The organism is Burkholderia torrens, from assembly GCF_984668525.1.
The window spans coordinates 2015876-2038533 of record NZ_OZ480212.1 but is presented as its reverse complement, the minus strand read 5'-3'; the positions used below and the strand labels follow the sequence as shown (position 1 = coordinate 2038533).

Here is a 22658-nt window from a genome sequence, read left to right as displayed (position 1 = left end):
CATTCTTTCAATAGACCAAAGGGCGATCGAAGCCGGATCGCTGCGGGGAGCTGTACTCATGACCATCCGTCATCGCATTACGCTGCTAGTCGTCCTGACGTTCTTCGCGCTGTCCGCGATCGGCATCTATGCCGTGTACCAGACACGCAAGAGCGCGTCCGAGGTGCGTCAGGTCACCCAGGGCATCGTGCCGAGCGCGCTCGCGTCGGCCGACCTCGTCGCCGATGTGAAGAACATCCAGATCGCGACGATGACGCTCGTCTACGCGCCCGACGCGAACACCGCCGCGCAGGCGCGCGACGAGCTGAAGGCGAAGCAGGCCGCGCTGCGCGCCGCACTCGACGTGCAGGCCAAATCGGCGGTCGGCCGCGCGCAGGAAGGCCTCGTCGCGCAGGCGAAGGACAGCGTCGCGAACTATTTCGCGGCGATCGACGACACCGTGAAGATGAAGGCGGACGGCAAGGCCGAGATGGCGCAGGCCTACCTGTTCGCGAACGTCGCGCAGTATCGCGACGAACTCGAGAGTATCGTCGACACGCTGCGCGTCGAGAAGAACCGCCAGAAGGACGACGCGATCAGCGCGCTGAACGGGATGCTCGCCACGACGGCGACCGCGATCGCGGGTGTCGCCGGCACGGTGATCGTGCTGCTGACCGCCCTCGGCTTCGTGCTGTATCGCCAGATCACGCGCCCGCTGATCGGGATGCAGACGGCGATGAGCGAGATCGCGACGAGCCAGGATTTCACGCGCCGCGTGCCGGTGGGCCGGATGGACGAAATCGGCCATTCGATCGTCGCGTTCAACGGGATGATCGAGAAGATTCAGGAGAACGCCGCGCAGCTCAAGCAGAAGACGGCCGACATCCAGGCGATGCTGCAGAACATGCAGCAGGGCATCCTGACCGTGGTCGAGGGCGGTGTCGTGCATGCGGAATATTCGGCATACCTCGAAACCATCTTCGAGACGAACGACATCGCCGGCCGCGACCTGATGGCGCTCGTGTTCGACGATTCGGCGATCGGCGCCGACGCGCGTTCGCAGGTCGATGCAGCCGTGCACGCGTGTCTCGGCGAAGACAGCATGAACTTCGAATTCAACGAGCACCTGCTCGTCAACGAAGTCGCGAAGCGGATGCCGGATGGCCGCGAGAAGTGGCTCGACCTGAGCTGGTCGGCGATCACCGACGAGACCGACACGGTCGTGCGCCTGATGCTGTGCGTGCGCGACGTGACCGAGATCCGCGAGCTGACCGCGCAGGCCGGCGAGCAGCAGCGCCGCCTCGAGATGATCGGCGAGATCCTGTCCATCAGCCAGGACAAGTTCCACGACTTCGTGCACAGCGCGAAGGGCTTCCTCAGCGAGAACGAGCGGATGATCCGCCAGCACGAGCGCGTCGATCACTCGATCGTCGCGGCGCTGTTCCGCAACATGCACACGATCAAGGGCAATGCACGCACGTACAGCCTGCAGCACCTGACGAACATCGTCCACGAAGCGGAGCAGGCGTACGAATCGCTGCGTCGTGCGGACGGCGGCCCCGAGTGGAACCGCGACGCGCTGATGGACGACCTGGCGCGCGTACGCGAAGCCGTCGACCACTACGCGACGATCAACGCGGTCACGCTCGGCCGCAGCGGCGAGCCGGCGCAGAATGGCGCCGACTTCCTGATGGTCGAACGTGCGCATATCAGCGAAAGCCTGCGCGTGCTCGACGGCGCCGACCCGGCGAATGTGTCCGACTGGCACGCGGCACGCGATGCCGTGCGCCGCATGCTGAGCCAGCTCGGCACGCAGGGGATCGGCGACGCGCTCGGCGGCGTGATCGAATCGCTGCCGTCGCTCGCGGCCGAACTCGGCAAGCCGGCGCCCGTCGTGCATATCGACAGCCACGGCCATCGCGTGCGCAGCGAGATCGTCGCGACGCTGAAGAACGTGTTCATGCACCTGCTGCGCAATTCGATCGACCACGGCATCGAATCGTCGGAAGAGCGGCGTGCGGCCGGCAAGGCGGCGTCCGGCACGATCGACATCGCGGTCGGTGTGGGCGGCGGCGAGCTGTGGTTCGTGCTCGGCGACGACGGCCGCGGCCTCGCGCTCGACCGGATTCGCCGCATCGCGCACGAGCGCGGCTGGATCGAGGCGGGCAACGAAGCGGCGCTGTCCGACGAGGATGTCGCCGAGCTGATCTTCCGGCCGGGCTTCTCGACCGCGCAAGCGGTGACCGAAGTGTCGGGCCGCGGCGTCGGCATGGACGCGGTGCGCAATTTCCTGAAACGCGACGGCGGCAATATCGCGCTGCGTTTCACCGACGATCGCGCCGGTGCGCCGTATCGCACGTTCGAGACGATCGTGACGCTGCCGGCGCGCTTCGCGGCGGACGGTGCCGTCGACGGCGCCGCGCACGAGCAGCGTGCCCGCATCGCGGATATCGGCGCGGCGGAGTGACGAAGTGATCGTGCAGGCGTGGATGATTCAGGTGGCCGCCGCGCTGGCGGGCGGTGCGGTCGTCGCGGCGGTGGCGGCGGTCGTGTTTCTCGTGACGCGCCGGCGGCTCGTCGCGGCGATGGCGCGCGACGCGGACACGTTGCGCGGCGCGCTCGCCGCAGCCGCCGCACGCGCGAAAGAGGCGGCGTCCGCGCATGCGGCGGCGGCCGACGCCTGGGCGCAACGTGAGGCGCAGCTCGAGGAGGCGCTGGCGCGCGAGGCGTCCGCGGCCGGCACACAGCGCGATGCGCTGCAGACGTTGTCGGCCGATCGCGCGGCGCTCGCGCAGCACGCGATGAAGATCGCCGACGAAGCGGCGCGCCTGCGCGGCCTCGCCGGCACGTTCGAGCGCTGGCACGAGCAGATGATCTCGCTAACCACGCAGAACCAGGACATGCGCGTGAAGAACCAGGAGCTGTCGGCGATCGTCGCGCACGTGTCGATCGTGTCGCTGAACGCGTCGATCGAGGCCGCCCGCGCGGGGTCGGCCGGGCGCGGCTTCTCGATCGTCGCGAGCGAGGTGCGCGGGCTGGCCGCGCGCTCGCAGCAATTGTCGAACAGCTATCGCGACAGCCTGAACCGCAACGATCTCGTGACGGCCGCGACGTTCCAGGACATCCAGGCCGGCGGCAAGATGATCACGGCCGCGCTCGCGACCGTCGAGACGCTGGCCGGGCAACTGCACGCACGCATCGAAGGAGAGGCGGCGTGATCAGCGCGCAGGCGAAGGCCGGCTTCGAGCGGATCTTCTTCGACGCGGCGCGCACGCGGCTCGCGTCCGGCGGCGCGTGCGACATCCGGCCGTCCGCCGGCCAAGAACATGGCGGGCACGATCGCTCGCATGCGCGGTCGCGGTCGATGCCGAAGGTGCCCGAGCATGTCGCGGTGCTGACGATCTCGGCGCTGCATTTCCGCCTGCTGCTCGCACTGCGCTTCAGCGACGATGACGCGACGCGCCGCCGTTTCGCCGGCGCGAGTGCCGGCACCGGCAGCCAGCGGCCGCTTCCCGAGGCATTCATGGAAGTCGCGAACCTGTGCTGCGGCGCGATCAACCAGGCGCTGACCGCGCCGTTTCCCGATCTCGGGATGTCGACGCCGACCCTGCTGAGCGGCGCGAGCATCGACTACCTGCCGGCGCTCGCACCCGATCACGTGGCCGCGTACGACCTGACGCTCGACGGCGATGTGCGGGTCGGCGCGACGCTGTGCGTGTGCGCGAACGCGCCGGTCGATTTCCATGTGCCGGAAACGGCCGCCGTGGACACCGGCGGCGAGCTCGAACTGTTCTGACCGACCATCAGGAATCCATGAGATGACCGAAGACCAACCCGTCAGCAAGGTGCTCGTCCTCGACGACAGCCGCGCACATGCCGAGGCGATCAAGCGCTTCTGCGACGAGCACAACCTGGTCGGCCTGACCGTGCGGCGCAGCCGGCTGCTGAAGGTGCTGCGCTCGAACATCGACCTCGGTGCGATCCTGCTGGCCGAGGATTACGGCGGCTCGCCGGCCGAGAGCGCGATCATCGCGACGCAGATCGATGCGCTGCGCCCCGAGCTGCCGATCATCCTGCGCCGCGAATCGCTCGCGTCGCGCGACGGGCTGCCCGATGCGCTCGCGCGCGTCGCATGCGCGGCCTACGTCGCGGACGACATGACGCCGCTCGCGCGTGCGATCGACGAATACCTGTTCGGCCGCGACTATCCGAACGCGCTCGTGCGCGGCATCTCGGAGATCACCGAGGCGCGCATCGACAGCCTGTTCCCGGGGATGACGATCGAGCACGAGACGCCGTGCATCGTTCGCGACCAGATCATCTTCGGCGAAGTGTTCAGCCTGATCGCGCTCGAAAGCGCGTGGTGCCGCGGCTACATGCTGCTGCAGACGAGCGAGCAGCCGCTGCTCGACATGCTCGGCGGCACGCGCGAGGGCGGCCGCGCGCCGGATTTCCGCGACGTGAACAGCGTGCTCGGCGAGCTGACGAACCTCGTGTGGGGCGCGTTCAAGAACCGCTATCTCGGCGACGCCGAGGCACTGGCGCGCCATCCGGTGCAGGTACCGCTCGTCGTCAATCACAAGCAGAAGTTCATCTCGTTCGGCGGCGACTGTCCGCAGCTCTGCTTCAAGTACCGGATGACCGACCCGGCTTCGGGACGCTCCGTCTGCCTCGACCAGCGTTTCGTGTTCAGCCTGAGCTGGTCGCAGGAGGATTTCCGCGAATCGGTGCAGGACGTCGGGCCGATGGTCGAATCGGGCGAACTCGAACTGTTTTGAATTCAGCAACAAGGAAAGGGGAATACGACATGGCAAAGATTCTGGTGGTCGACGATTCGGGCACGGTGCGCGACGAAGTCGCGGGCTTCCTGCGCAACAACGGGCTCGACGTCGCGACGGCCGTCGACGGCAAGGACGGGCTCGCGAAGCTCAAGGCGACGCCCGGCGTGCGCCTCGTGATCAGCGACGTGAACATGCCGAACATGGACGGCCTGACGATGGTCGAGAAGATCCGCGGCGAACTGGCGAACACGGCGGTCAACGTCGTGATGCTGACGACGGAAAGCAGCCCGGCGATGAAGGAGCGCGGCAAGGCGGCCGGCGTGAAGGGCTGGATCGTGAAGCCGTTCAAGGGCGACGCGGTGCTCGACGCGCTGAAGAAGCTCGCGGGCTGACGCGCAGCGGACCATGACGGGCCCGTCGATCGCGCGCGTCGCGAGCGGCGGGTGGCGACATGGCGTAGCCGACGGCGCGCGCAATTTACAGCGCGCGGCGATGTCCGTATCCTGCCCGATGCCGAGGGCGGCGTGCCTGCGTGTCACGCCCGGCATCCACAACAATCAGGAACGGGACACCTTCCCATGAAATTCACAATCGACCGGACCGCGCTCGCGCGCATCCCGGCGCTGGTCCGGCCGAAGGACGGCAAGCGCATTCCGTTCGCGCAATACAAGGTCACGGGCTGCAACGGCTCGTACGAAGGCGTGACCGACGAAACGGGGCGCGGCGTGATGTACCGCTGCAAGACACAGTCGAAGATCGACGTGTCGTTCTATCAGTCGCGTCCCTGACATGAGCGGGAGCGTGCCAGAATCCGGCCGCGCGACGGCGCGGCGCATGGAGATGCTGTTCGTGAAAGGCATCTTTTTTACCTTGATCGGCGCGGGTCTGCTGATCGGCGTCGCGCTGTATGCGCAGTCGACGCTCGAATTCCTGCGGACGTCGGTCGTCGTGCCGGGCCGCGTCGTCAAGCTCAATGCGGGCCCGCATCACCCTGAGATCGCGTTCACGACGCTCGCGGGCGAGCATGTCGAGTACCCGCAGGGCGGTGCGGTCAGCGAGCCGGACGGCGCGACGGTCGAGGTCCGCTACGCGCCGGACGCGCCCGAGATGACCGCGCGGCTGAATACGTTCGGTGCGATCTGGGGCGACGTGCTGAGCTTCGGTGTGATGGGCGCCGTGTTTTTCGGCGCGGGCATCGGGCACCTGTGGACCGGCGTGCGCATGTGGCGCAGCGGGCGCCGGCCGGCCGCGCGCTGACGCACCGGCCCGCTACCGGGCGGCCGTCGCCGCCGTCGCGAATTCGTCGACGACGGCTTCGATCACGGCCTGCACGCGCGCGGTCTTGTAGAGGTCGGCATGGGCGACGAGCCACACGTCGAAATGATTGCAGCGCTGCGGCATGAGCCGTACCAGTTCCGGCTCGGTATCTGCGCGGAAGCACGGCAGCTCCGCGACGCCCAGCCCCGCCAGCGCGGCTTCCACCAGCATCATCGTCGACGACGTCTGGAACATCACGCGGCCGCGCGACGTCGGCTCGCCGCACAGCGCGTCCCACATCGAGGGCACCACCGGCTGCTGGTACATCACCAGATCGTGTCCGTCGAACGCGCTGCCCGCGACCGGTTCGCCGCGCTCGGCCAGGTAGCGGCGCGAGGCGTAGATGCCCGTTTCGAGATGCCCGAGCCGCCTGGCGATCAGGTCCGGCGATTCCGGCCGCAACGTGCGGATCGCGAGATCCGCTTCGCGGCGCGTGAGGTTGGTGATTTGCGCTGACGTCACGCACACGACGTCGATGCCGGCATGCCTGCGCCGCAAGTTGGCGATCGCGGGCACGACGAAGCGCTTGCCGAGCGTGTCGGTCGTCGCGATGCGCACGGACCCGGCCAGCTGCTCGTCGAGCCCCATCACGCGGCGCTCGATCGTGAGCGATGCGCGCTCCATCGTTTCGGCCGGTTCGAGCAGTGCTTCGCCGGCGGTCGTCAGCACATAGAGGGACGGGGTGCGGAGAAACAGCCGGGCCGAGAGTTCGTCTTCGAGCGCGGCGATCCGGCGTCCGACCGTCGCCTGGTCGACATTCAGCTGCGCCGCGGCGCCGCGCAGCGTGCCGGTGCGCGCCAGCGCAAGGAAGAAGCGGGCGTTGTCCCAGTTCATGCGGATTGATTGTGTCATCGGGCGGGCGGCGGCGGACGGGAAGCGATGATGCAAATATGCATCAGATAAATGCGAAATTACCACTTTTCTGCATCGCATACCGTTCCTAGACTTCCGGCATCAGCCTGGAGGTGTCATGTCCGATTGCCAATCCGTCTCCGCCCCCGTTTCCCCCGTCGCGCTGGCGGCCCCGAGCCGCGCGACGGCGCGCGAGCAGCGTCTGACGCTGGCGCTCGTCGCGATCGGGATGTTCATGGCCGTCCTCGATTCGACGATCGTCAACGTGGCGCTGCCCGCGATGCGCACGAGCCTCGGCGCGACGGTCGCCGAGCTCGCGTGGATCGTCGACGCCTACACGCTCAGCTTCGCCGCGCTGATCCTCGCGGGTGGCGCGCTGTCCGACCGGTTCGGTGCAAAGCACGTGTATCTCGCGGGGCTGGCGTCGTTCGTCGGCGCATCGGCCGCGTGCGGCGTCGCGTCGTCGGTGGCCGTCCTCGTGGTCGCGCGCTTCGCGCAAGGCATGGGTGCCGCGCTCTTCCTGCCCGCGTCGCTCGCGATCGTGCGCAGCACCTTCGACGTGCCGGCCGAGCGGGCGCGGGCGATCGCGGTCTGGGCCGGCATCGCGTCGGTCGCGGTCGCCGTCGGGCCGGTGCTGGGCGGCATCCTGGTCGACGATTTCGGCTGGCGCAGCGCGTTCCTGATCAACGTGCCGACCGGTGCTGTCGCCTTTGCCGGTGCGGCCGCGCTCGTTCGGGCATCGATCGCGCGGGATGTGCGCCACTTCGACTGGGCCGGCCAGTGCGTCGGTGCGGCGGCGCTTGGTGCGCTGTGTTTCGCGGTGATCGAATTGCCGACGCGCGGTGCAGGCGCCACGGAGGTCCGTGCCGCGTTGCTGATCGCCGCGCTTGCTGCCGTGGTGCTGGTCGTCGTCGAGCGGCGTGCCCGCTATCCGATGGTGCCGCTCGCGTGGTTTCGCAATCGCGTCTTCGTCGCGATGAACCTGATGGGGAGCCTCGTCTATGTCGGCTACTTCGGGCTGCTGTTCGTGCTGAGCCTGTACCTGCACGGGCGCTTCGGCATGAGCGCGCGGCAGATCGGGCTGACGCTGTTGCCGTTCGCGCTGAGTCTGTCGCTCGGCAATCTGCTGTCTGGAAAGCTGCATGGCCGCGTTCGTCCGGTCACGCTGATGGCGAACGGCCTCGCGCTGGCCGCGCTGGCCATTCCGGCGATCGCGATTGCGCTCGCGCTGCATGCGCCGTGGCCGGTGGTCTGGACGGCCATGGCCGCATTCGGCACCGGGACCGCGCTGTCGGTGGCGCCGATGATCGCGACGGTGCTCGAACAGGTGCCCGCCGACGCGGCGGGCGTGGCATCCGGCTTCCTCAACGCGGCGCGGCAGGCCGGCAGCCTGCTTGGCGTGGCCATCGCTGGCGCCGCGACGATACTGTTGCCGGACCTGACCGACGCGCTGTGGGCGGTCGCGGCGCTCGGGTGTGTCGCCTACGCGATTGCCGCGCTGGCCGCGAGGACGGCAGGCCGCGCGGAAGCCGCACGAGGGCGCCGTTGACGGGCGAGCGGCATCGCGCGTTGCGCGGTGGCTGGCGGGCCGGCACGCATGCGGCGCCGCGGCTGGACGTCGTGCGGAATGTGGAGGACCATTTCGTCACGATGCCGCGCACGGACGGACATGATTTTCGTCCGGTCGCGCCGCATCGAATCCTGCCGAACCCCGTCGAGCGAAACACCATGGAACCCGATCAAGAGACTGCCGAGCCGATCCTGCTGCGCGACGCACACGACGGTGTCGTCACGCTGAGGTTGAACCGCCCGCAGCAGTTCAACGCGTTGTCCGAAGCGATGCTCACGAGCCTGCACGACGCGCTCGATACGCTGGCTGCCGATCCGCATGTGCGTTGCGTCGTGCTGGCCGCCGAAGGCAAGGCTTTCTGCGCCGGCCACGACTTGCGCCAGATGCGCGGCAAGCCTGAACTCGACTACTACCGCACGCTGTTCGCGCAGTGCAGCCGCGTGATGCTCGCGATGCGCGCATTGCCGGTGCCGGTGATCGCGCGCGTGCACGGCATCGCGACGGCGGCCGGCTGCCAGCTCGTCGCCGCGTGCGACCTCGCGATCGCGGCCGATACCGCGCGCTTCGCGGTGTCGGGCATCAACGTCGGGCTGTTCTGCTCGACGCCGGCCGTCGCGTTGAGCCGCAACGTCGCGGCCAAGCGCGCGTTCGACATGCTGGTGACCGGCCGCTTCGTCGATGCGGCGACGGCCGCCGCGTGGGGGCTCGTCAACGAAGCCGTGCCCGAGGACGCGCTCGATGCGGCCGTCGCGCGCAAGGTCGTGGAGATCGTCGCGAAGAGCCCGGCCGCGGTGCGATATGGCAAGCAGATGTTCTATCGCCAGCGCGAGTTGCCGCTCGACGAAGCCTATGCGTATGCGGGCGACGTGATGGCGCGCAACATGATGGAGGAGGATGCGGGCGAGGGGATCGACGCGTTTCTCGAGAAGCGCAAGCCGATGTGGCGTTCGTAGCGCGTTCCCGTCGACTCACGCTCCGGTTCGCCGGACAGCAAACGGGCCGCCCGAGGCGGCCCGCAACCAAAGCGGCACGTGCATCGACGCCGATCAGCGCCCGTAGCTGCCCGTGCGCAGCGCCGGCTGCACGGTCGACGCGCCCGGCGGCACGATGACCACCGGCACGCGCGGCGCGAGCGCGCACATCAGCTCGTAGCCGATCGTGCCGCTGGCTTGCGCGACATCGTCCACCTTCACCTGGTCGCCCCACAGCTCGACGCTCGATCCGATACCCGCGTTCGGGCACGGCGTCAGGTCGACGGTCAGCATGTCCATCGACACGCGGCCGACGATGCGCGTCATCACGCCGTCCACCGCGATCGGCGTGCCGGTCGGCGCGTGGCGCGGATAGCCGTCCGCATAGCCGCACGCGACGACGCCGATCCGCATCGGCTGGTCGGCCGTGAAGCGGCGGCCATAGCCGACCGTTTCGTCAGGCGCGAGCGTCTGCACGCCGATGAGCTTGCTCGTCAGCGTCATCGCGGCTGCGAGCGGCGTGTCGGCGATATGGCGTGACGCGCCCGTCGGCGACGCACCGTACAGGATCGTGCCGGGCCGCACCCAGTCGCGGTGCGCGCGCGGATGCCACAGCACGGCCGCCGAATTCGATACCGAGCGCTCGCCCGGAATCCCTGCCGTGGTCGCATCGAACTGGTCGAGCTGCCAGTCGACTTCGCCTTCGTCGGCGTTCGCGAAATGCATCATCAGCGTGATCTTGCCGATCGACGGCGCGCTCGCCGCGCGTTCCCATGCCGCACGGAACACGGCGGGCCGATAGCCGAGCCGGTTCATCCCGGAGTTCATCTTGAGCTGAATGTCGATCGGCTGTTGCGGCTTCGCGGCGATCAGCAGGTCGAGCTGTTCGTCGCAATGCACGCTGACCGTCAGCCGATGGCGATCGGCCAGTTCGACGTCGGCCGGCTCGAAGATCCCTTCGAGCAGCAGCACGGGCTTGTCCCAGCCGAGTTCGCGCACGCGCACGGCTTCGTCGAGATCGAGCAGCGCGATGCCGTCGGCGTCCGCGAGGCCCGGGTAGATCCTGTCGATGCCGTGGCCGTACGCGTTGGCCTTGATCACGGCCCACACGCGCGATTGCGCGGCGGTGCGGCGGATGAAGTCGAGGTTGTGGCGGACAGCGTCAGGGCGGATATAGGCGACGATGGGACGGGGCATGGTGATGGCTCGGGTCGGATGTCGTGCGGCGCGCGGCGGCGCGGATAGAAACGGCGGTCTGGCGCGATAGTGCGTCAGGCCAGTGTTGAGCGCTATCTTATTGGTGTTCGACCAGTTTTAATTAACGTATTTATCGACGATTTGGTGGAAATTTTGGCGATCAAGCGGATCGCCCGCGGCTGCCCATGGCCTGTGCGGCGGCCGAGTCTCCCATCTAGAAAACCGGTGCGCGAACCACGTGAAGCGATGCTAAGCTCTCGGCGATCTTGTCATTGATCAATGTAATGATAACGGAGGAGACTTGGATGACGACGTCCCAGCTGTGCCTGTTCATCGCGGCGCTGTTGCCGTTCCCGATGACGTTCCTGGCCAAGGCCCGCAAGGGTTACGACAACCGTACGCCGCGCGATTATCTGGCGAAGCTCGAAGGCTGGCGCGCCCGCGCGCAGGCCGTGCATCAGAATTCATGGGAAGCGTTGGCGCTGTTCACGGCCGCGCTGGTGGTGGCGTGGCACAACGGCGCGAACGTGCATCGCGTCGACCAGCTCGCGATGGCGTTCGTCGCCATCCGTGTCGTCTATGCGCTGATGTACCTGCTGAACTGGGCGTCGCTGCGTTCGCTCGTGTGGACTGGCGGGATGGCGTGCGTCGTCGCGCTGTTCTTCGCCGCGCCGTAAGCGGCCGGTGAGCAGGGGCGCCGGCCGCGAATGCCGGCGCTACGACGCGCCGCCCGCGCCCCGTGCGTGACTGTCGTTGGATGCGGGCGCAACCCGCTTCGCGACGAACGGCGGTGCTTCCGCTTCACTGCGCAGGAACGCGATCAACGGATCGAGCAGCCGGTGCCGCGTCGATGGATGGCGGCGCAGCACGAAACGCCACGACGCATCGCGTGCGAGGCCCGGCACGAGCGGCACCAGGCGCCCGCTGCGCAGCTCGGGTTCGATCAGCGGCACGCGGCCGAGTGCGATGCCGGCACCGCCGAGCGCCGCGCCGATCACCTGGCTGAAGCTGCTGTAACGCACGATCTTCGTCTCGAAGTCGTCCGGCAAGCCGAAGTGCACCGCCCAGTTGCGCCAGTCGATCTCGGGGCTGTCCTCGTGCATCTCCTGCAGCAGCCGCGAGCGGCATACGTACCCCGATGCGTACGGAAACAGTTCGGGGCTGCACACCGGAAACACGGTCTCCCGCATCAGTACGTCGTCGTCGGCCTGCAGCCGGTGCGCGGGCACGTGCACGATCGCCAGGTCGACGCCGCTGCGTGCGAAATCCGGCTCGTCGTCGAGCACGATCGCATGCAGCGGGGTGTCGGGATGCAGTGAAGAGAATTCCGCAAGACGGCGCGCGAGCCACATCGACGAAAACGGTGCGTTGGCGGACACGGTCAGCCGTTGCGCGGTGCCGCGAATCTCGGCACAGGCGTCGGTCAGGCGCGACAGCGCGTCGCTGACGGCCGGCAGCAGGCGTGTACCGGCCGGTGTGAGGCTGATGCCGCCGAGCCCCGTGCTGCGTTCGAGCAGCCTTGCGCCCAGCGATTCTTCGAGCGAGCGGATCTGGTGACTGACCGCGCTGGTCGACACGTTCAGCTCGACCGCCGCGCGCGCGAACCCGCCGAGGCGGACGGCCGCCTCGAAAGCACGCAGCGCGCTAAGGGGAGGAAGGTGCGACATGGCGGGTATTGTAGTTGACTCAACACCCGTTGAAAAATCATCTTTTGCCGCGCGCGGGCGGCGCGGGTAGCCTCGATCCGGTCAAGAAAAAAGCAACGAATCACCGACCGGAGGGCTTCATGTATTTCGACCGACGACTTTGGGCAATGATGGCGGGACTGCGCTGGCGCGTGGCGGCTGCCGTCGCGCTCGGGCTGCTCGCGATGGGTGTCGGCATCCTGCGTTTCGTCTTTCTCGGCCGCGTGCTGGCGCTGGTTTTTGCCGGTGCGCCGGCACGTAGCATCGGCGAAGCCGTCGCTGCAACGGCCGCTTGCGTGCTGCTGCGCGCATGGCTCGACCATCGCCGCACGGTGCTCGCGCAACACACGGCCGGACGCGTGCAGGCCACGCTGCGCGCGCGGCTGTTCGACCGGATCGCGGCGCTCGGCCCCGCGTGGTTCAGCGGCGAGCGCACGGGCGGCGTGATGCTGGCCGTCGTCGACGGCGTCGAGCAGTTGCAGACCTTCTTCGGCGTCTACCTGCCGCAGCTCGTGATCGCCGCGTGCGCGCCGGTGATGATCTTCGCGGTGCTCGCATGGTGGGACGTGCCGACGGCCGCGATCCTGCTGGTCGCGGCGCTCGTCACGCTCGCGTTGCCGCAGCTCGTGCATCGCGCCGACAAGCGCGCGGCGCTCGCACGGTCGGCCGCGTTCAAGGCGTTCGGCGAGGAGTTTCTCGACGCGGTGCAGGGCCTGCCGACGCTGAAGGCGTTCGGGCAGAGCACCGCGTTCGGCGCGAAGCTGGCCGCGAAGGCGCGCGCGCTGTCCGACAGCACGTTCTGGGTGCTCGCGCTCGGCCTGCTGACGCGGTTCTTCACCGATCTCGGCACGGGCCTCGGCGCGGCCGCGGCGATCGCGGTGGGTGCGTGGCGCGTGCGGCACGGCGACATGAGCCTCGAAGCGCTGCTGATCGTGCTGATGGCCGGCAGCGAAATCTTCCGGCCGCTGCGCGACCTGCGGGCGGTGCTGCACCAGGGGATGATCGGCCAGTCGGCTGCCAATTCGATCCATGCGCTGCTCGACGCGGGCAGCCACGCGCCCTCCGCCGACGCGCCGCGCGTAGCGGGCCTGCGGCCGGAGATCGCGTTCGACGACGTCAGTTTCGCGTATCCGGGGCGCCGCGCGGATGCGCACGCGGCGTTGAGCTTTACGGTTCGCGAAGGCGAAACGGTCGCCATCGTCGGGCCGAGCGGCGCGGGCAAGTCGACGATCGTGCGCCTGTTGCTGCGCCAGCACGATGCGCAGGGCGGTGCGGTACGCATCGGCGGCCACGACGTGCGCGCGCTCGACGCCGACCAGGTACGCGGCATGATCGCGGTGGTCGCGCAGGATGCGACGCTGTTCGACGGCAGCGTGGCCGACAACCTGCGGCTCGGCCGCCCTGATGCGAGCGACGCCGAGATGATCGCGGCCGCGCGCGCCGCCAACGCACACGATTTCATCTCGGCGCTGCCGGACGGCTATGCGACGCGCATCGGCGAACGCGGCCTCACGCTGTCGGGCGGCCAGCGCCAGCGCATCGCGATTGCCCGCGCGCTGCTGCGCGATGCGCCGATCCTGCTGCTCGACGAGGCGTTGTCGTCGGTCGACGCGGAGAACGAAGCGCTGATCCAGCAGGCGCTCGACCGGCTCACGCGCGGGCGGACGACGCTCGTGCTCGCACACCGGCTGTCCAGCGTGATCGGTGCCGATCGCATCCTCGTGCTAGACCAGGGGCGGGTGGTCGACGAAGGCACGCACGCGGCGCTGATCGCGCGCGACGGCCCGTATCGCCGGCTGATGGGGCCGCAGCTGGAGGCGGTCGCCGAATCCGTCGGCACGGCGGCAGCGACCGGCGCGACCGCGCGTGCGTCGTCGGGCCCGCAGGTGCGGCCGCTGAACGACGACGCGGCGACGATCGGCTGGCCGGAGACATGGCAGACGCTGCTGCGCTTCGTGCAGCCGTGGAAGGGCAAGGTCGCGCTGACGGTGCTGTTCGGGATCGGCCGCGTGCTCGCGTTCATCGGCGTCGGCGTGATCGGCGCGCTGGTGGTCGGCGCGGTGTCGTCCGGCCGCGTGAGCACCGCGCTCGTCGTCGCGCTGCTCGTGATCGCGCCGGTGGCGGCCGTGCTGCACTGGCTCGAATCGTGGCTCGCGCACGACATGGCGTACCGGCTGCTCGCGGAAATGCGCATCGCGCTGTTCGCGACGCTCGAACGCCTCGCGCCGGCTGGGCTGCTGCGCCGCCGTTCCGGCGATCTCGTATCGCTCGCGACGCAGGACGTCGAGACCGTCGAATATTTCTATGCGCACACGCTAGCGCCCGCGTTCGTCGCGGTATTGGTGCCGGCCGGCGTGCTGGTGTTGCTTGCTTCGATCGCGTGGCCGCTCGCGCTCGTGCTGCTGCCGTTCCTGCTGTGGGCCGGGCTGGCGCCCGTGCTCGCGCGGCGCGACGTCGACCGGCTCGGCACCGGCGCGCGCGAAGCGCTCGGCCAGCTCGGCGCGCACCTGACCGAAACGATCCAGGGGCTCGCGGAACTGACCGCGTTCCAGTCGATCGCGCGCCGTCGCGCGGCGTTCGTGGCCGAGGTCGACGCGTACCGCCAGCAGCGCGCGAAACTGCTCGACGACCTGTCGGCGCAAAGCGCAGCGCTGGAAGTCGCGAGCGGGCTCGGTGGGCTGGCCGTCGCGGCGCTCGGCGCGCTGTTGTGCGCACGCGGCTGGTTTCCGCATGAATCGTTGCCGCTGCTGGTGCTGGTTGCCGTGGCCGCGTTCATGCCGGTGGCCGAAATCGGCCAGGTCGCGCGCCAGCTTGCCGACACGATCGCGTCGACGCGCCGCTTGCGCGCGCTGGAGAAGGAGCCCGTGCCGGTGACGGACGGCACGCATGAGCTGCCCGACAATCAGGCCGTGCGTTTCGAAGCCGCGTCGTTCACGTATCCGGGCCGCAGCGTGCCCGCGATCGATCATGTCAGCTTCGACGTGCCGCCGGGCAGCACGGTCGCGCTGGTCGGCGCGTCGGGCGCCGGCAAGTCGACGGTCGCGAGCTTGCTGCTGCGCTTCTGGGATCCGCAGCAGGGCCGCGTGACGCTCGGCGGCGTCGATCTGCGCGACCTGCGGCTCGACGACCTGCGACAGCACATCGCGCTGGTTGCGCAGGATACCTACCTGTTCAACGACACGCTCGAAGCGAACATCCGGCTCGCCGCGAACGACGCGTCCGACGCGGACGTGCAGCGCGCGATCGACCATGCGGCGCTCGGCGACTTCGTCGCGCGGCTGCCGGACGGGCTCGCGACGCGCGTCGGCGAGCGCGGCGTGCAGCTGTCGGGCGGCCAGCGCCAGCGGGTCGCGATCGCGCGCGCATTCCTGAAGGACGCGCCGGTGCTGATCCTCGACGAGGCGACGTCCCATCTGGATACGATCAGCGAGCAGCAGATCCGCGCGGCGCTGGAGGACCTGATGACGCAGCGCACGTCGATCATCATCGCGCACCGGCTGTCGACCGTGCGCAATGCCGACCTGATCCTCGTGATCGAACGAGGCAGCGTGATCGAGGCGGGAAGCCACGTGGACCTGATGGCGCGACAGGGCGCATATGCGCGGCTCGTGTCGCATCAGGCGAGCGGGGTGGCGGCGTGATCGATACGACATCGGCGCTTCGCCGGTAAGCGCATTCCGCAACATTCGTCGAATCGCGCTGACGGTTGGCGGCACGCGCGTGGTTGAACCGCTGACCGTCCGCGCGAACGAAGGCGCGGGCGGCGCATCGCGCGCCGCCTTCCGTCGGCGGTTGGCGCGCGCCGTCGTCCGCAGCCCGCGCCCGCCGCCACGATCCTTTCTGAACGCTCCCGCCTTTCGCGTACCCGCAAGCCGTGCGCCGGTCTGCCTGCCTCGCCGGACCCTTTCCCCGGTTCCCCCGTTTCCTCCGATCAATCCGGCCCCGCGCGGCTCGGGTTTGTCTCGATGCATTTATCCGTTGCGGACTTTTTTGTTGTCGTAGTATCGCCATTGACAACACTTGTTGCACTAATGTCTAATTCAACATCGCATGTTGCGGTGCGGCTTGATGTTCGTCGTTCCGCCGGCCCGTTGGCCGGTTACATCGCTCAATCATGCGGAGAGAAACCATGAGTCGCCGTTCCTTCCTGAAAGCCGTCGTGGTCGTCGCCGCGCTCGGCGCCAGCCTCGCACACGCGGATACCAAGACGCTCGTCGTCGGTACCGATACGTCGTTCATGCCGTTCGAGTTCAAGCAGGGCGACAAGTACGTCGGCTTCGATCTCGACCTGTGGGCCGAGATCGCGAAGGACCAGGGCTGGAAATACACGATCCAGCCGATGGATTTCGCGGGCCTGATCCCCGCGCTGCAGACGCAGAACATCGACGTCGCGCTGTCGGGGATGACGATCAAGGAGGAGCGCAAGAAGGCGATCGACTTCTCCGCGCCGTATTACGACAGCGGCCTCGCGGCGATGGTGCAGGCGGGCAATACGTCGATCAAGTCGATCGACGACCTGAACGGCAAGGTGATCGCCGCGAAGACGGGCACCGCGACGATCGACTGGATCAAGGCGCACCTGAAGCCGAAGGAGATCCGCCAGTTCCCGAACATCGACCAGGCCTACCTCGCGCTCGAAGCCGGCCGCGTCGACGCAGCGATGCACGACACGCCGAACGTGCTGTTCTTCGTGAACAACGAAGGCAAGGGCAAGGTGCAGGTCGCGGGCCAGCCGGTCAGCGGCGACAAGTACGGGATCGGCTTCCCGAAGGGCAGCACGCTCGTGCCGAAGGTCAATGCGTCGCTCGTGAAGATCAAGGCCGACGGCCGCTACGCGCAGATCTACAAGAAGTGGTTCGGCGCCGAGCCGCCGAAGATGTGAGCGTGACCGCGCGCCATGGCGCGGCTGGGTGGCCGCGCCGGTTTTGAATCGAACGGGGAGCAACAAGTGAATTTCGATTGGTCGGCGATATGGGCGGCGTTGCCGGACCTGATGGACGGGGTCCGGTTGACGGTGTTCATCGCATTTTTCGGGCTGGTGGGCGGGTTTATCGTCGGGATGGTCGCGGGGATGTTCCGCGCGTACGGACCGAAGGCGATGAACGTGCTCGCACAGGTTTATATTGAACTGATCCGCGGCACGCCGATCGTCGTGCAGGTGATGTTCCTGTACTTCGCGCTGCCGCTGCTCGCGCATATCCGCATCGACGGCCTGACGGCCGCGATCATCGCGATCACGGTGAATTCGGGCGCCTATCTGGCGGAAGTCGTGCGCGGCGCGCTGCTGTCGATCCCGAAGGGGCTGACGGAAGCGGGGCTCGCGATGGGGCTGTCGATGCCGCGCGTGCTGCTGAAGATCGTCGGGCCGCTGGCGTTCCGGCGGCTGATTCCGCCGCTCGGCAACCAGTGCATCGTGAGCCTGAAGGACACGTCGCTGTTCATCGTGATCGGCGTCGGCGAACTGACGCGCAAGGGGCAGGAAATCATCGCGGGCAATTTCCAGGCGGTCGAGATCTGGAGTGCGGTGGCCGTCATTTACCTGATATTGACCGGCGTGATGACGCTGACGCTTCGGCTCGTCGAAAAGCGGATGAGGATCCTATGAGCATGATCGAATTCCAGAACGTGTCGAAGAGCTTCGGCCACGTACCGGTGCTGAAGCATATCGACCTGAAGATCGACGCGGGCGAGGTGGTCGTCGTGATCGGTCCGTCGGGCTCGGGCAAGTCGACGATGTTGCGCTGTATCAACGCGCTCGAGAAAATCACCGGCGGTGAGCTGCTCGTCGACGGCCAGAGCGTGCGCGGCAACGCGACGACGATCCGCAACATCCGGCTCGAAGCCGGGATGGTGTTCCAGCAATTCAACCTGTTTCCGCAAATGACCGCGCTCGAGAACGTGATGTTCGGGCCGATGCAGGTGCGCGGTGCATCGCGTGCCGAAGCGCGCGACCAGGCGATGGCGCTGCTTGACAAGGTCGGCCTCGAATCGCGCGCGAATCATTATCCGTCGGAGCTGTCGGGCGGCCAGCAGCAGCGCGTCGCGATCGCGCGTGCGCTCGCGATCCGGCCGCGGCTGATGCTGTTCGACGAGCCGACGTCGGCACTCGATCCGGAGTTGCGCCACGAAGTGCTGAAGGTGATGCAGGATCTCGCGACCGAAGGCATGACGATGATCGTCGTCACGCACGAGATCGGCTTCGCGAAACGGGTCGGCACGCGGCTGCTGTTCATGGATCAGGGCGGCATTGCCGAGGACGGCCATCCCGTCGACCTGATCGACCGGCCGCCGACGCCGCGCCTGAAGGAATTCCTGAAACACGTCTCCTGAACGGAACCGAACCCGCCGACATGCCGCTTTCCCTTTCTCCCGTCATCGCTGGTGCGCCGTTCGACATCGGCGTGCGCCTCGGCGAGCTTGCCCGCCCCGTATTCGATACGTACATGCAGCAGAGCAGCGCATGGCAGGCCGTGCGCCGCTGGCGCGGTCATCCGTTCGTCGCCGCGCTGCGGCAGGCCGCGCTGGCCGCGTACCCCGATCTCGTCGCGGAACTGGACGGAATCGCGGCGGGCGTCGGCTGGCCGGCCGAGGACATCTTTCTGTGGAACTGCCGCGGCGAGCTGATCCACAACGCGCCGGACGGCTGCACGACGCTTGCCGCGCGCGATGCGAACGGCACGCGCTGGATCGCGCACAACGAGGACGGCGATCCGTTCCTGCGCGAGCGTTGCCTGCTCGTCGACGTGCAGCCGGCGGGCAAGCCGGGCTTCATCAGTTTCTATTACCCCGGTTCGCTGCCGGGCCATACGTTCGCCGCGAACCGCGCGGGCATCGCGCAGGCGATCAACAATCTGCGGATCCGTACGCCGGCGCCGGGCGTGCCGCGCATGATCCTCGCGCGAGCAGTGCTCGACGCGACGTCGCTCGACGCGGCAGCCGACGTGCTGCGCGTGCATGCGCGAGCGAGCGGTTTTCATCACACGCTCGGCGCGACCGGCGATGAGCGCTTGCTGAGCATCGAGGCGAGCGTCGCGCGCTGTTCCGTGATCGACGTCGCACGGCTCGCGGGCCATGCGAACCATCTGGTGCATCCCGGTTGCGAGGCGGAAGCACAGATCGTCACGCAATCGTCGGCCGACCGCCAGCGCCGCGTCGACGCACTGACGCCCGGCATCGACGCGATCGACGAAGCTGCGCTGCTGGGCGTGCTCGGCGATCGCGCACCGGAAGGACTGCCGATCTACCGCGACGATCCGGCCGACCCCGACGACGAGAACACGCTGGCCACCGCCGTGTTCGCGATCGGTGCGGCATCGATCGATTTCACCCTTCACCAACACGGCACGCAGCGTTTCGCGACGCGCATCGTGCCGTCCGGACGCGCGCACGACGCGTCCTGATCCATGAGGCAACGCATGACGACCGTTTTCCATCGCGCCCCGCGCACCACCTTGCCCGTTGCCGTCGCAGGCGACGGTATCGAAATCGTCGATTCCACCGGCAAACGCTATATCGACGCGTGCGGCGGTGCGGCCGTGTCGTGTCTCGGCCACAGCAACCAGCGCGTGATCGACGCGATCAAGCGGCAGGCGCAGCAACTGGCGTACGCGCATACGTCGTTCTTCACGACCGACGTGGCCGAGGAGCTGGCCGACCGGCTCGTCGACGCCGCGCCGGCCGGCCTCGAGCACGTGTATTTCGTGTCGGGCGGCTCCGAGGCGATCGAGGCAGCGCTGAAGCTCGCGCGCCAGTATTTCGTCGAGAAGGGCGAGCCGCAGCGCCGGCATTTCATCGCCCGGCGGCAGAGCTATCACGGCAACACGCTCGGCGCACTTGCGATCGGCGGCAATGCCTGGCGGCGCGAGCCGTTCCTGCCATTGCTGATCGAAGCGCACCACGTGAGCCCGTGCTATGCGTACCGCGACCAGCAAGCGGGCGAAACCGACGAAGCGTATGCGCAGCGTCTGGCGGACGAGCTCGAACGGAAGATCGTCGAACTCGGCGCGGAAAGCGTCGCGGCGTTCGTCGCGGAGACGGTGGTGGGCGCAACGGCCGGTGCGGTGCCGCCGGTGCGCACGTACCTGAAGAAGATTCGCGCGGTGTGCGACAAGTACGGCGTGCTGCTGATCCTCGACGAGATCATGTCGGGGATGGGGCGCACGGGTTATCTGTACGCGTGCGAAGAAGACGACGTCGCGCCCGACCTGCTGACGATCGCGAAAGGCCTCGGCGCAGGCTACCAGCCGATCGGCGCGACGCTCGTCAGCGACCGCATCTACCGGACGATCGTCGACGGCTCGGGCTTCTTCCAGCATGGCCATACGTACCTCGGCCATGCGACTGCGTGTGCGGCCGCGCTCGAAGTACAGCGCGTGATCGCCGAAGAGAAGCTGCTCGACAACGTGAAGGCGCGCGGTGAGCAACTGCGTGCATCGTTGCGCGAGCACTACGGCGCGCATCCGCATATCGGCGACGTGCGCGGCCGCGGGCTGTTCGTCGGCGTCGAGCTCGTGCGCGATCGCGAGACCAAGGCGACGTTCGATCCCGCGCTGAAGCTGCATGCAGCGGTCAAGCGCGAAGCGATGCAGCGCGGGCTGATGGTGTATCCGATGGGCGGCACGATCGACGGCGTCCACGGCGATCACATCCTGATCGCGCCGCCGTTCATCAGCACCGCGCAGCAGATCGATACGATCGTCGAGCGGCTGTCCGGTGCGATCGGCGCGGCGCTCGCGTCGGCCGGCGCGTGACCGCATTCGTCGAACCTTGTCCGGACCTTGCCATGACAAACAGACTGCCTCCGTTCGATCCCGCATCGGCCACCGATGAACAGAAGGCCGTGCTGGCCGACATCCTCAGCGGCCCGCGCGGCAACCTGAACGGGCCGTTCCTCGGCTGGATCGCGAGCCCCGAGCTGGCCCAGCACGCGCAGAAGCTCGGCGCGTTCTGCCGTTATCGCACGGGCCTGCCGCTGCGGCTGTCGGAGCTCGCGATTCTCGTGACGGCCGCGCGCTGGCGTTCGCAAGCCGAGTGGCACATCCATCATCCGATCGCGCTCGACGCAGGCGTGCCGGCCGCGACGGCCGACGCGATCCGGCTCGGCGTCGCGCCCGTATTCGAATCGGACGACGATGCGCTGATCCATGCGTTCGCGAGCGAGTTGTACGACACGCGCCGCGTGAGCGATGCGACGTTCGCGCGTGCGCAGGCACGCTTCGGCCACGAGACCGTCGTGAATCTCGTTGCGCTGCTCGGCTATTACGCGCTCGTCGCGATGACGCTGAATACGTTCGGCATGCGTGCGGACGGACAAACTGATTTGCCGTTTCCGGAGTAATGATTGTGCGTTGATCGTGCCGGAACCGGGGTGGCGAACCGTCCGACGAATGCCCGCCGACGTGTTGCCGTCAGCAATGCAACCAAATGTATTCGTACGAGATCAACGCGCATTGGCCGCGTATGATGGCTTGTTCACATCGATAGGTCGGTGAGCAAGCATGACGAGTACCCGTAAAACCATGATGATTGCCGGCGGGCTCCTGGTAGCCGCGGCCGGCACTGCCTACGTGATGCTCCTGCGCGCGGACCACCGTGCGATCGAAGACGCCGGTATCGGCGATTCGGCCGCACCGGTTGCCGTGGCGCCCGCGGGCAACGATCACGCGGTGCAGGGCGCGATCGCGCCGCCGGCACCGGCCGCCGCGACGGCGCCGAAGCAGGCGGCTGCCGCGCCGCCTCCCGCACCAACCGCACCCACGCCCGCGCCGGCCGCAACCGCGCGCGTCGACGCCGCGCCTGCACCGGCTCCCGCGATTCCGGTCGTCAATGACAAGCCGCAACCGGTGACGAAGCCGGCCGCGCCGCCGCCGAAGGTCAACGTCGTGACGGTGGAGGCGCAGGATTCGACCCCGCCAGCGCACGCTCCGGCACCGGCACCGGCTGCCAAATCCGCTCAATCGACTGCGCCCGCGCAGGTCACGCAACGGGCGCCGCGCAAGCGCGATGGCCTCGAACGCCACGCAGCCGCCGCGCCGCCGACTGCGACGAAATCCGAAACGCCGGAGACGGCCGCGCTCGTCAGGGAATCGGCGAAGCTCGATCCGTCGTTGCCGCCCCCGTCGATGTCATCGGTGTCGTCGATGCCGACGAGCACCGGTTCGTATCGGCAGGGCGGTTCGTCGTCCGGCGCGAATCCGGTGGCGGCCGCGATGACCGAGCAACTGGTCAGGCAGTCGAGCAGTTTCAAGTCGACGGCGCCTGCGCCGGCGGACGGCGGCCCGAGCGCGACCAAGTAACCGCGAACGCC

At 68.2% G+C, this 22658-nt stretch carries 21 protein-coding genes; 18 read left to right on the top strand and 3 right to left on the bottom strand.

Going from position 1 to position 22658, the window contains the following annotated elements; translation table 11 throughout:
- Positions 1 to 58: 58 nt before the first annotated feature.
- From AC5LXX_RS25355 to AC5LXX_RS25325, 7 genes are all read left to right on the top strand, one after another.
- Positions 59 to 2446, top strand: a complete 2388-nt coding sequence (locus AC5LXX_RS25355; RefSeq protein ID WP_493411443.1) for an MCP four helix bundle domain-containing protein — start codon at positions 59 to 61, stop codon at positions 2444 to 2446.
- Positions 2447 to 2468: 22 nt separating this feature from the next.
- A complete protein-coding gene (locus AC5LXX_RS25350) occupies positions 2469 to 3197 on the top strand; it encodes a methyl-accepting chemotaxis protein (protein WP_493413413.1) in 729 nt (242 codons plus the stop codon).
- Positions 3194 to 3775, top strand: coding sequence for a hypothetical protein (locus AC5LXX_RS25345; protein ID WP_493411442.1), 582 nt, complete (start codon positions 3194 to 3196; stop codon positions 3773 to 3775). Before AC5LXX_RS25350 ends, AC5LXX_RS25345 begins: the two co-directional genes overlap by 4 nt.
- Before the next feature lie 22 nt (positions 3776 to 3797).
- A complete protein-coding gene (locus tag AC5LXX_RS25340; RefSeq protein ID WP_493411441.1) occupies positions 3798 to 4757 on the top strand; it encodes a chemotaxis protein CheX in 960 nt (319 codons plus the stop codon).
- 29 nt (positions 4758 to 4786) lie between these two features.
- Positions 4787 to 5152, top strand: a complete 366-nt coding sequence (locus AC5LXX_RS25335; protein ID WP_124456108.1) for a response regulator — start codon at positions 4787 to 4789, stop codon at positions 5150 to 5152.
- A 186-nt stretch (positions 5153 to 5338) separates the two neighbouring features.
- Complete coding sequence (locus AC5LXX_RS25330; protein ID WP_493411440.1) at positions 5339 to 5548, top strand: hypothetical protein; 210 nt, start codon at positions 5339 to 5341, stop codon at positions 5546 to 5548.
- A gap of 46 nt (positions 5549 to 5594) precedes the next feature.
- Positions 5595 to 6017, top strand: coding sequence for a DUF3592 domain-containing protein (locus AC5LXX_RS25325; RefSeq protein WP_493413412.1), 423 nt, complete (start codon positions 5595 to 5597; stop codon positions 6015 to 6017).
- 12 nt (positions 6018 to 6029) lie between these two features.
- On the opposite strand, the gene AC5LXX_RS25320 is transcribed toward AC5LXX_RS25325, so the two are convergent.
- Positions 6030 to 6911: a LysR family transcriptional regulator gene (locus AC5LXX_RS25320; RefSeq protein ID WP_493411439.1), complete on the bottom strand. Its 882-nt coding sequence runs from the start codon at positions 6909 to 6911 to the stop codon at positions 6030 to 6032.
- 136 nt (positions 6912 to 7047) lie between these two features.
- On the opposite strand from AC5LXX_RS25320, the gene AC5LXX_RS25315 reads away from it, so the two are divergent.
- A complete protein-coding gene (locus AC5LXX_RS25315) occupies positions 7048 to 8478 on the top strand; it encodes an MFS transporter (RefSeq protein WP_493411438.1) in 1431 nt (476 codons plus the stop codon).
- A 179-nt stretch (positions 8479 to 8657) separates the two neighbouring features.
- The gene (locus tag AC5LXX_RS25310) at positions 8658 to 9452 is read left to right on the top strand and encodes an enoyl-CoA hydratase (RefSeq protein WP_493411437.1); all 795 of its coding nucleotides are present in this window, start codon (positions 8658 to 8660) and stop codon (positions 9450 to 9452) included.
- A gap of 93 nt (positions 9453 to 9545) precedes the next feature.
- Here the strand turns inward: AC5LXX_RS25310 and alr are convergent, their stop codons facing one another.
- Complete coding sequence (gene alr / locus AC5LXX_RS25305; protein ID WP_493411436.1) at positions 9546 to 10667, bottom strand: alanine racemase; 1122 nt, start codon at positions 10665 to 10667, stop codon at positions 9546 to 9548.
- A gap of 305 nt (positions 10668 to 10972) precedes the next feature.
- On the opposite strand from alr, the gene AC5LXX_RS25300 reads away from it, so the two are divergent.
- A complete protein-coding gene (locus AC5LXX_RS25300; protein WP_493411435.1) occupies positions 10973 to 11344 on the top strand; it encodes an MAPEG family protein in 372 nt (123 codons plus the stop codon).
- Positions 11345 to 11383: 39 nt separating this feature from the next.
- Here the strand turns inward: AC5LXX_RS25300 and AC5LXX_RS25295 are convergent, their stop codons facing one another.
- Positions 11384 to 12334, bottom strand: coding sequence for a LysR family transcriptional regulator (locus AC5LXX_RS25295; RefSeq protein WP_322081510.1), 951 nt, complete (start codon positions 12332 to 12334; stop codon positions 11384 to 11386).
- A gap of 119 nt (positions 12335 to 12453) precedes the next feature.
- On the opposite strand from AC5LXX_RS25295, the gene AC5LXX_RS25290 reads away from it, so the two are divergent.
- The 8 genes from AC5LXX_RS25290 to AC5LXX_RS25255 all read left to right on the top strand — a co-directional run bounded on the left by AC5LXX_RS25290 (position 12454) and on the right by AC5LXX_RS25255 (position 22647).
- Positions 12454 to 15993 carry an ABC transporter ATP-binding protein/permease gene (locus AC5LXX_RS25290; protein ID WP_493411434.1) on the top strand — a complete coding sequence of 1180 codons (3540 nt, stop codon included), beginning with the start codon at positions 12454 to 12456 and terminating at the stop codon, positions 15991 to 15993.
- 488 nt (positions 15994 to 16481) lie between these two features.
- A complete protein-coding gene (gene glnH, locus AC5LXX_RS25285; protein WP_493411433.1) occupies positions 16482 to 17234 on the top strand; it encodes a glutamine ABC transporter substrate-binding protein GlnH in 753 nt (250 codons plus the stop codon).
- Positions 17235 to 17249: 15 nt separating this feature from the next.
- Positions 17250 to 17957 (top strand): glutamine ABC transporter permease GlnP, encoded by a 708-nt coding sequence (gene glnP, locus AC5LXX_RS25280; RefSeq protein ID WP_493411432.1) that lies wholly within the window; start codon positions 17250 to 17252, stop codon positions 17955 to 17957.
- On the top strand, positions 17954 to 18682 hold the full coding sequence (gene glnQ, locus AC5LXX_RS25275) for a glutamine ABC transporter ATP-binding protein GlnQ (RefSeq protein WP_185658260.1): 729 nt from the start codon (positions 17954 to 17956) through the stop codon (positions 18680 to 18682). The genes glnP and glnQ overlap by 4 nt, the downstream gene beginning before the upstream one ends.
- A 20-nt stretch (positions 18683 to 18702) precedes the next feature.
- On the top strand, positions 18703 to 19752 hold the full coding sequence (locus AC5LXX_RS25270) for a C45 family autoproteolytic acyltransferase/hydrolase (protein ID WP_493411431.1): 1050 nt from the start codon (positions 18703 to 18705) through the stop codon (positions 19750 to 19752).
- Between the two features lie 15 nt (positions 19753 to 19767).
- The gene (locus AC5LXX_RS25265) at positions 19768 to 21102 is read left to right on the top strand and encodes an aspartate aminotransferase family protein (RefSeq protein ID WP_493411430.1); all 1335 of its coding nucleotides are present in this window, start codon (positions 19768 to 19770) and stop codon (positions 21100 to 21102) included.
- Between the two features lie 32 nt (positions 21103 to 21134).
- A complete protein-coding gene (locus tag AC5LXX_RS25260; RefSeq protein WP_493411429.1) occupies positions 21135 to 21689 on the top strand; it encodes a carboxymuconolactone decarboxylase family protein in 555 nt (184 codons plus the stop codon).
- 160 nt (positions 21690 to 21849) lie between these two features.
- Positions 21850 to 22647 (top strand): extensin, encoded by a 798-nt coding sequence (locus AC5LXX_RS25255; RefSeq protein WP_493411428.1) that lies wholly within the window; start codon positions 21850 to 21852, stop codon positions 22645 to 22647.
- Positions 22648 to 22658: the final 11 nt, after the last annotated feature.

Excerpts from the sequence above, each read along its gene's own strand:
- AC5LXX_RS25355 (WP_493411443.1), top strand. The coding sequence starts at position 59 with ATGACCATCCGTCATCGCATTACGCTGCTAGTCGTCCTGACGTTCTTC.
- AC5LXX_RS25350 (WP_493413413.1), top strand. The coding sequence starts at position 2,469 with ATGATTCAGGTGGCCGCCGCGCTGGCGGGCGGTGCGGTCGTCGCGGCG.
- AC5LXX_RS25340 (WP_493411441.1), top strand. The coding sequence starts at position 3,798 with ATGACCGAAGACCAACCCGTCAGCAAGGTGCTCGTCCTCGACGACAGC.
- AC5LXX_RS25335 (WP_124456108.1), top strand. The coding sequence starts at position 4,787 with ATGGCAAAGATTCTGGTGGTCGACGATTCGGGCACGGTGCGCGACGAA.
- AC5LXX_RS25330 (WP_493411440.1), top strand. The coding sequence starts at position 5,339 with ATGAAATTCACAATCGACCGGACCGCGCTCGCGCGCATCCCGGCGCTG.
- AC5LXX_RS25325 (WP_493413412.1), top strand. The coding sequence starts at position 5,595 with ATGGAGATGCTGTTCGTGAAAGGCATCTTTTTTACCTTGATCGGCGCG.
- AC5LXX_RS25320 (WP_493411439.1), bottom strand. The coding sequence starts at position 6,911 with ATGAACTGGGACAACGCCCGCTTCTTCCTTGCGCTGGCGCGCACCGGC.
- AC5LXX_RS25315 (WP_493411438.1), top strand. The coding sequence starts at position 7,048 with ATGTCCGATTGCCAATCCGTCTCCGCCCCCGTTTCCCCCGTCGCGCTG.
- AC5LXX_RS25310 (WP_493411437.1), top strand. The coding sequence starts at position 8,658 with ATGGAACCCGATCAAGAGACTGCCGAGCCGATCCTGCTGCGCGACGCA.
- alr (WP_493411436.1), bottom strand. The coding sequence starts at position 10,667 with ATGCCCCGTCCCATCGTCGCCTATATCCGCCCTGACGCTGTCCGCCAC.
- AC5LXX_RS25300 (WP_493411435.1), top strand. The coding sequence starts at position 10,973 with ATGACGACGTCCCAGCTGTGCCTGTTCATCGCGGCGCTGTTGCCGTTC.
- AC5LXX_RS25295 (WP_322081510.1), bottom strand. The coding sequence starts at position 12,334 with ATGTCGCACCTTCCTCCCCTTAGCGCGCTGCGTGCTTTCGAGGCGGCC.
- AC5LXX_RS25290 (WP_493411434.1), top strand. The coding sequence starts at position 12,454 with ATGTATTTCGACCGACGACTTTGGGCAATGATGGCGGGACTGCGCTGG.
- glnH (WP_493411433.1), top strand. The coding sequence starts at position 16,482 with ATGAGTCGCCGTTCCTTCCTGAAAGCCGTCGTGGTCGTCGCCGCGCTC.
- glnP (WP_493411432.1), top strand. The coding sequence starts at position 17,250 with ATGGCGCGGCTGGGTGGCCGCGCCGGTTTTGAATCGAACGGGGAGCAA.
- glnQ (WP_185658260.1), top strand. The coding sequence starts at position 17,954 with ATGAGCATGATCGAATTCCAGAACGTGTCGAAGAGCTTCGGCCACGTA.
- AC5LXX_RS25270 (WP_493411431.1), top strand. The coding sequence starts at position 18,703 with ATGCCGCTTTCCCTTTCTCCCGTCATCGCTGGTGCGCCGTTCGACATC.
- AC5LXX_RS25265 (WP_493411430.1), top strand. The coding sequence starts at position 19,768 with ATGACGACCGTTTTCCATCGCGCCCCGCGCACCACCTTGCCCGTTGCC.
- AC5LXX_RS25260 (WP_493411429.1), top strand. The coding sequence starts at position 21,135 with ATGACAAACAGACTGCCTCCGTTCGATCCCGCATCGGCCACCGATGAA.
- AC5LXX_RS25255 (WP_493411428.1), top strand. The coding sequence starts at position 21,850 with ATGACGAGTACCCGTAAAACCATGATGATTGCCGGCGGGCTCCTGGTA.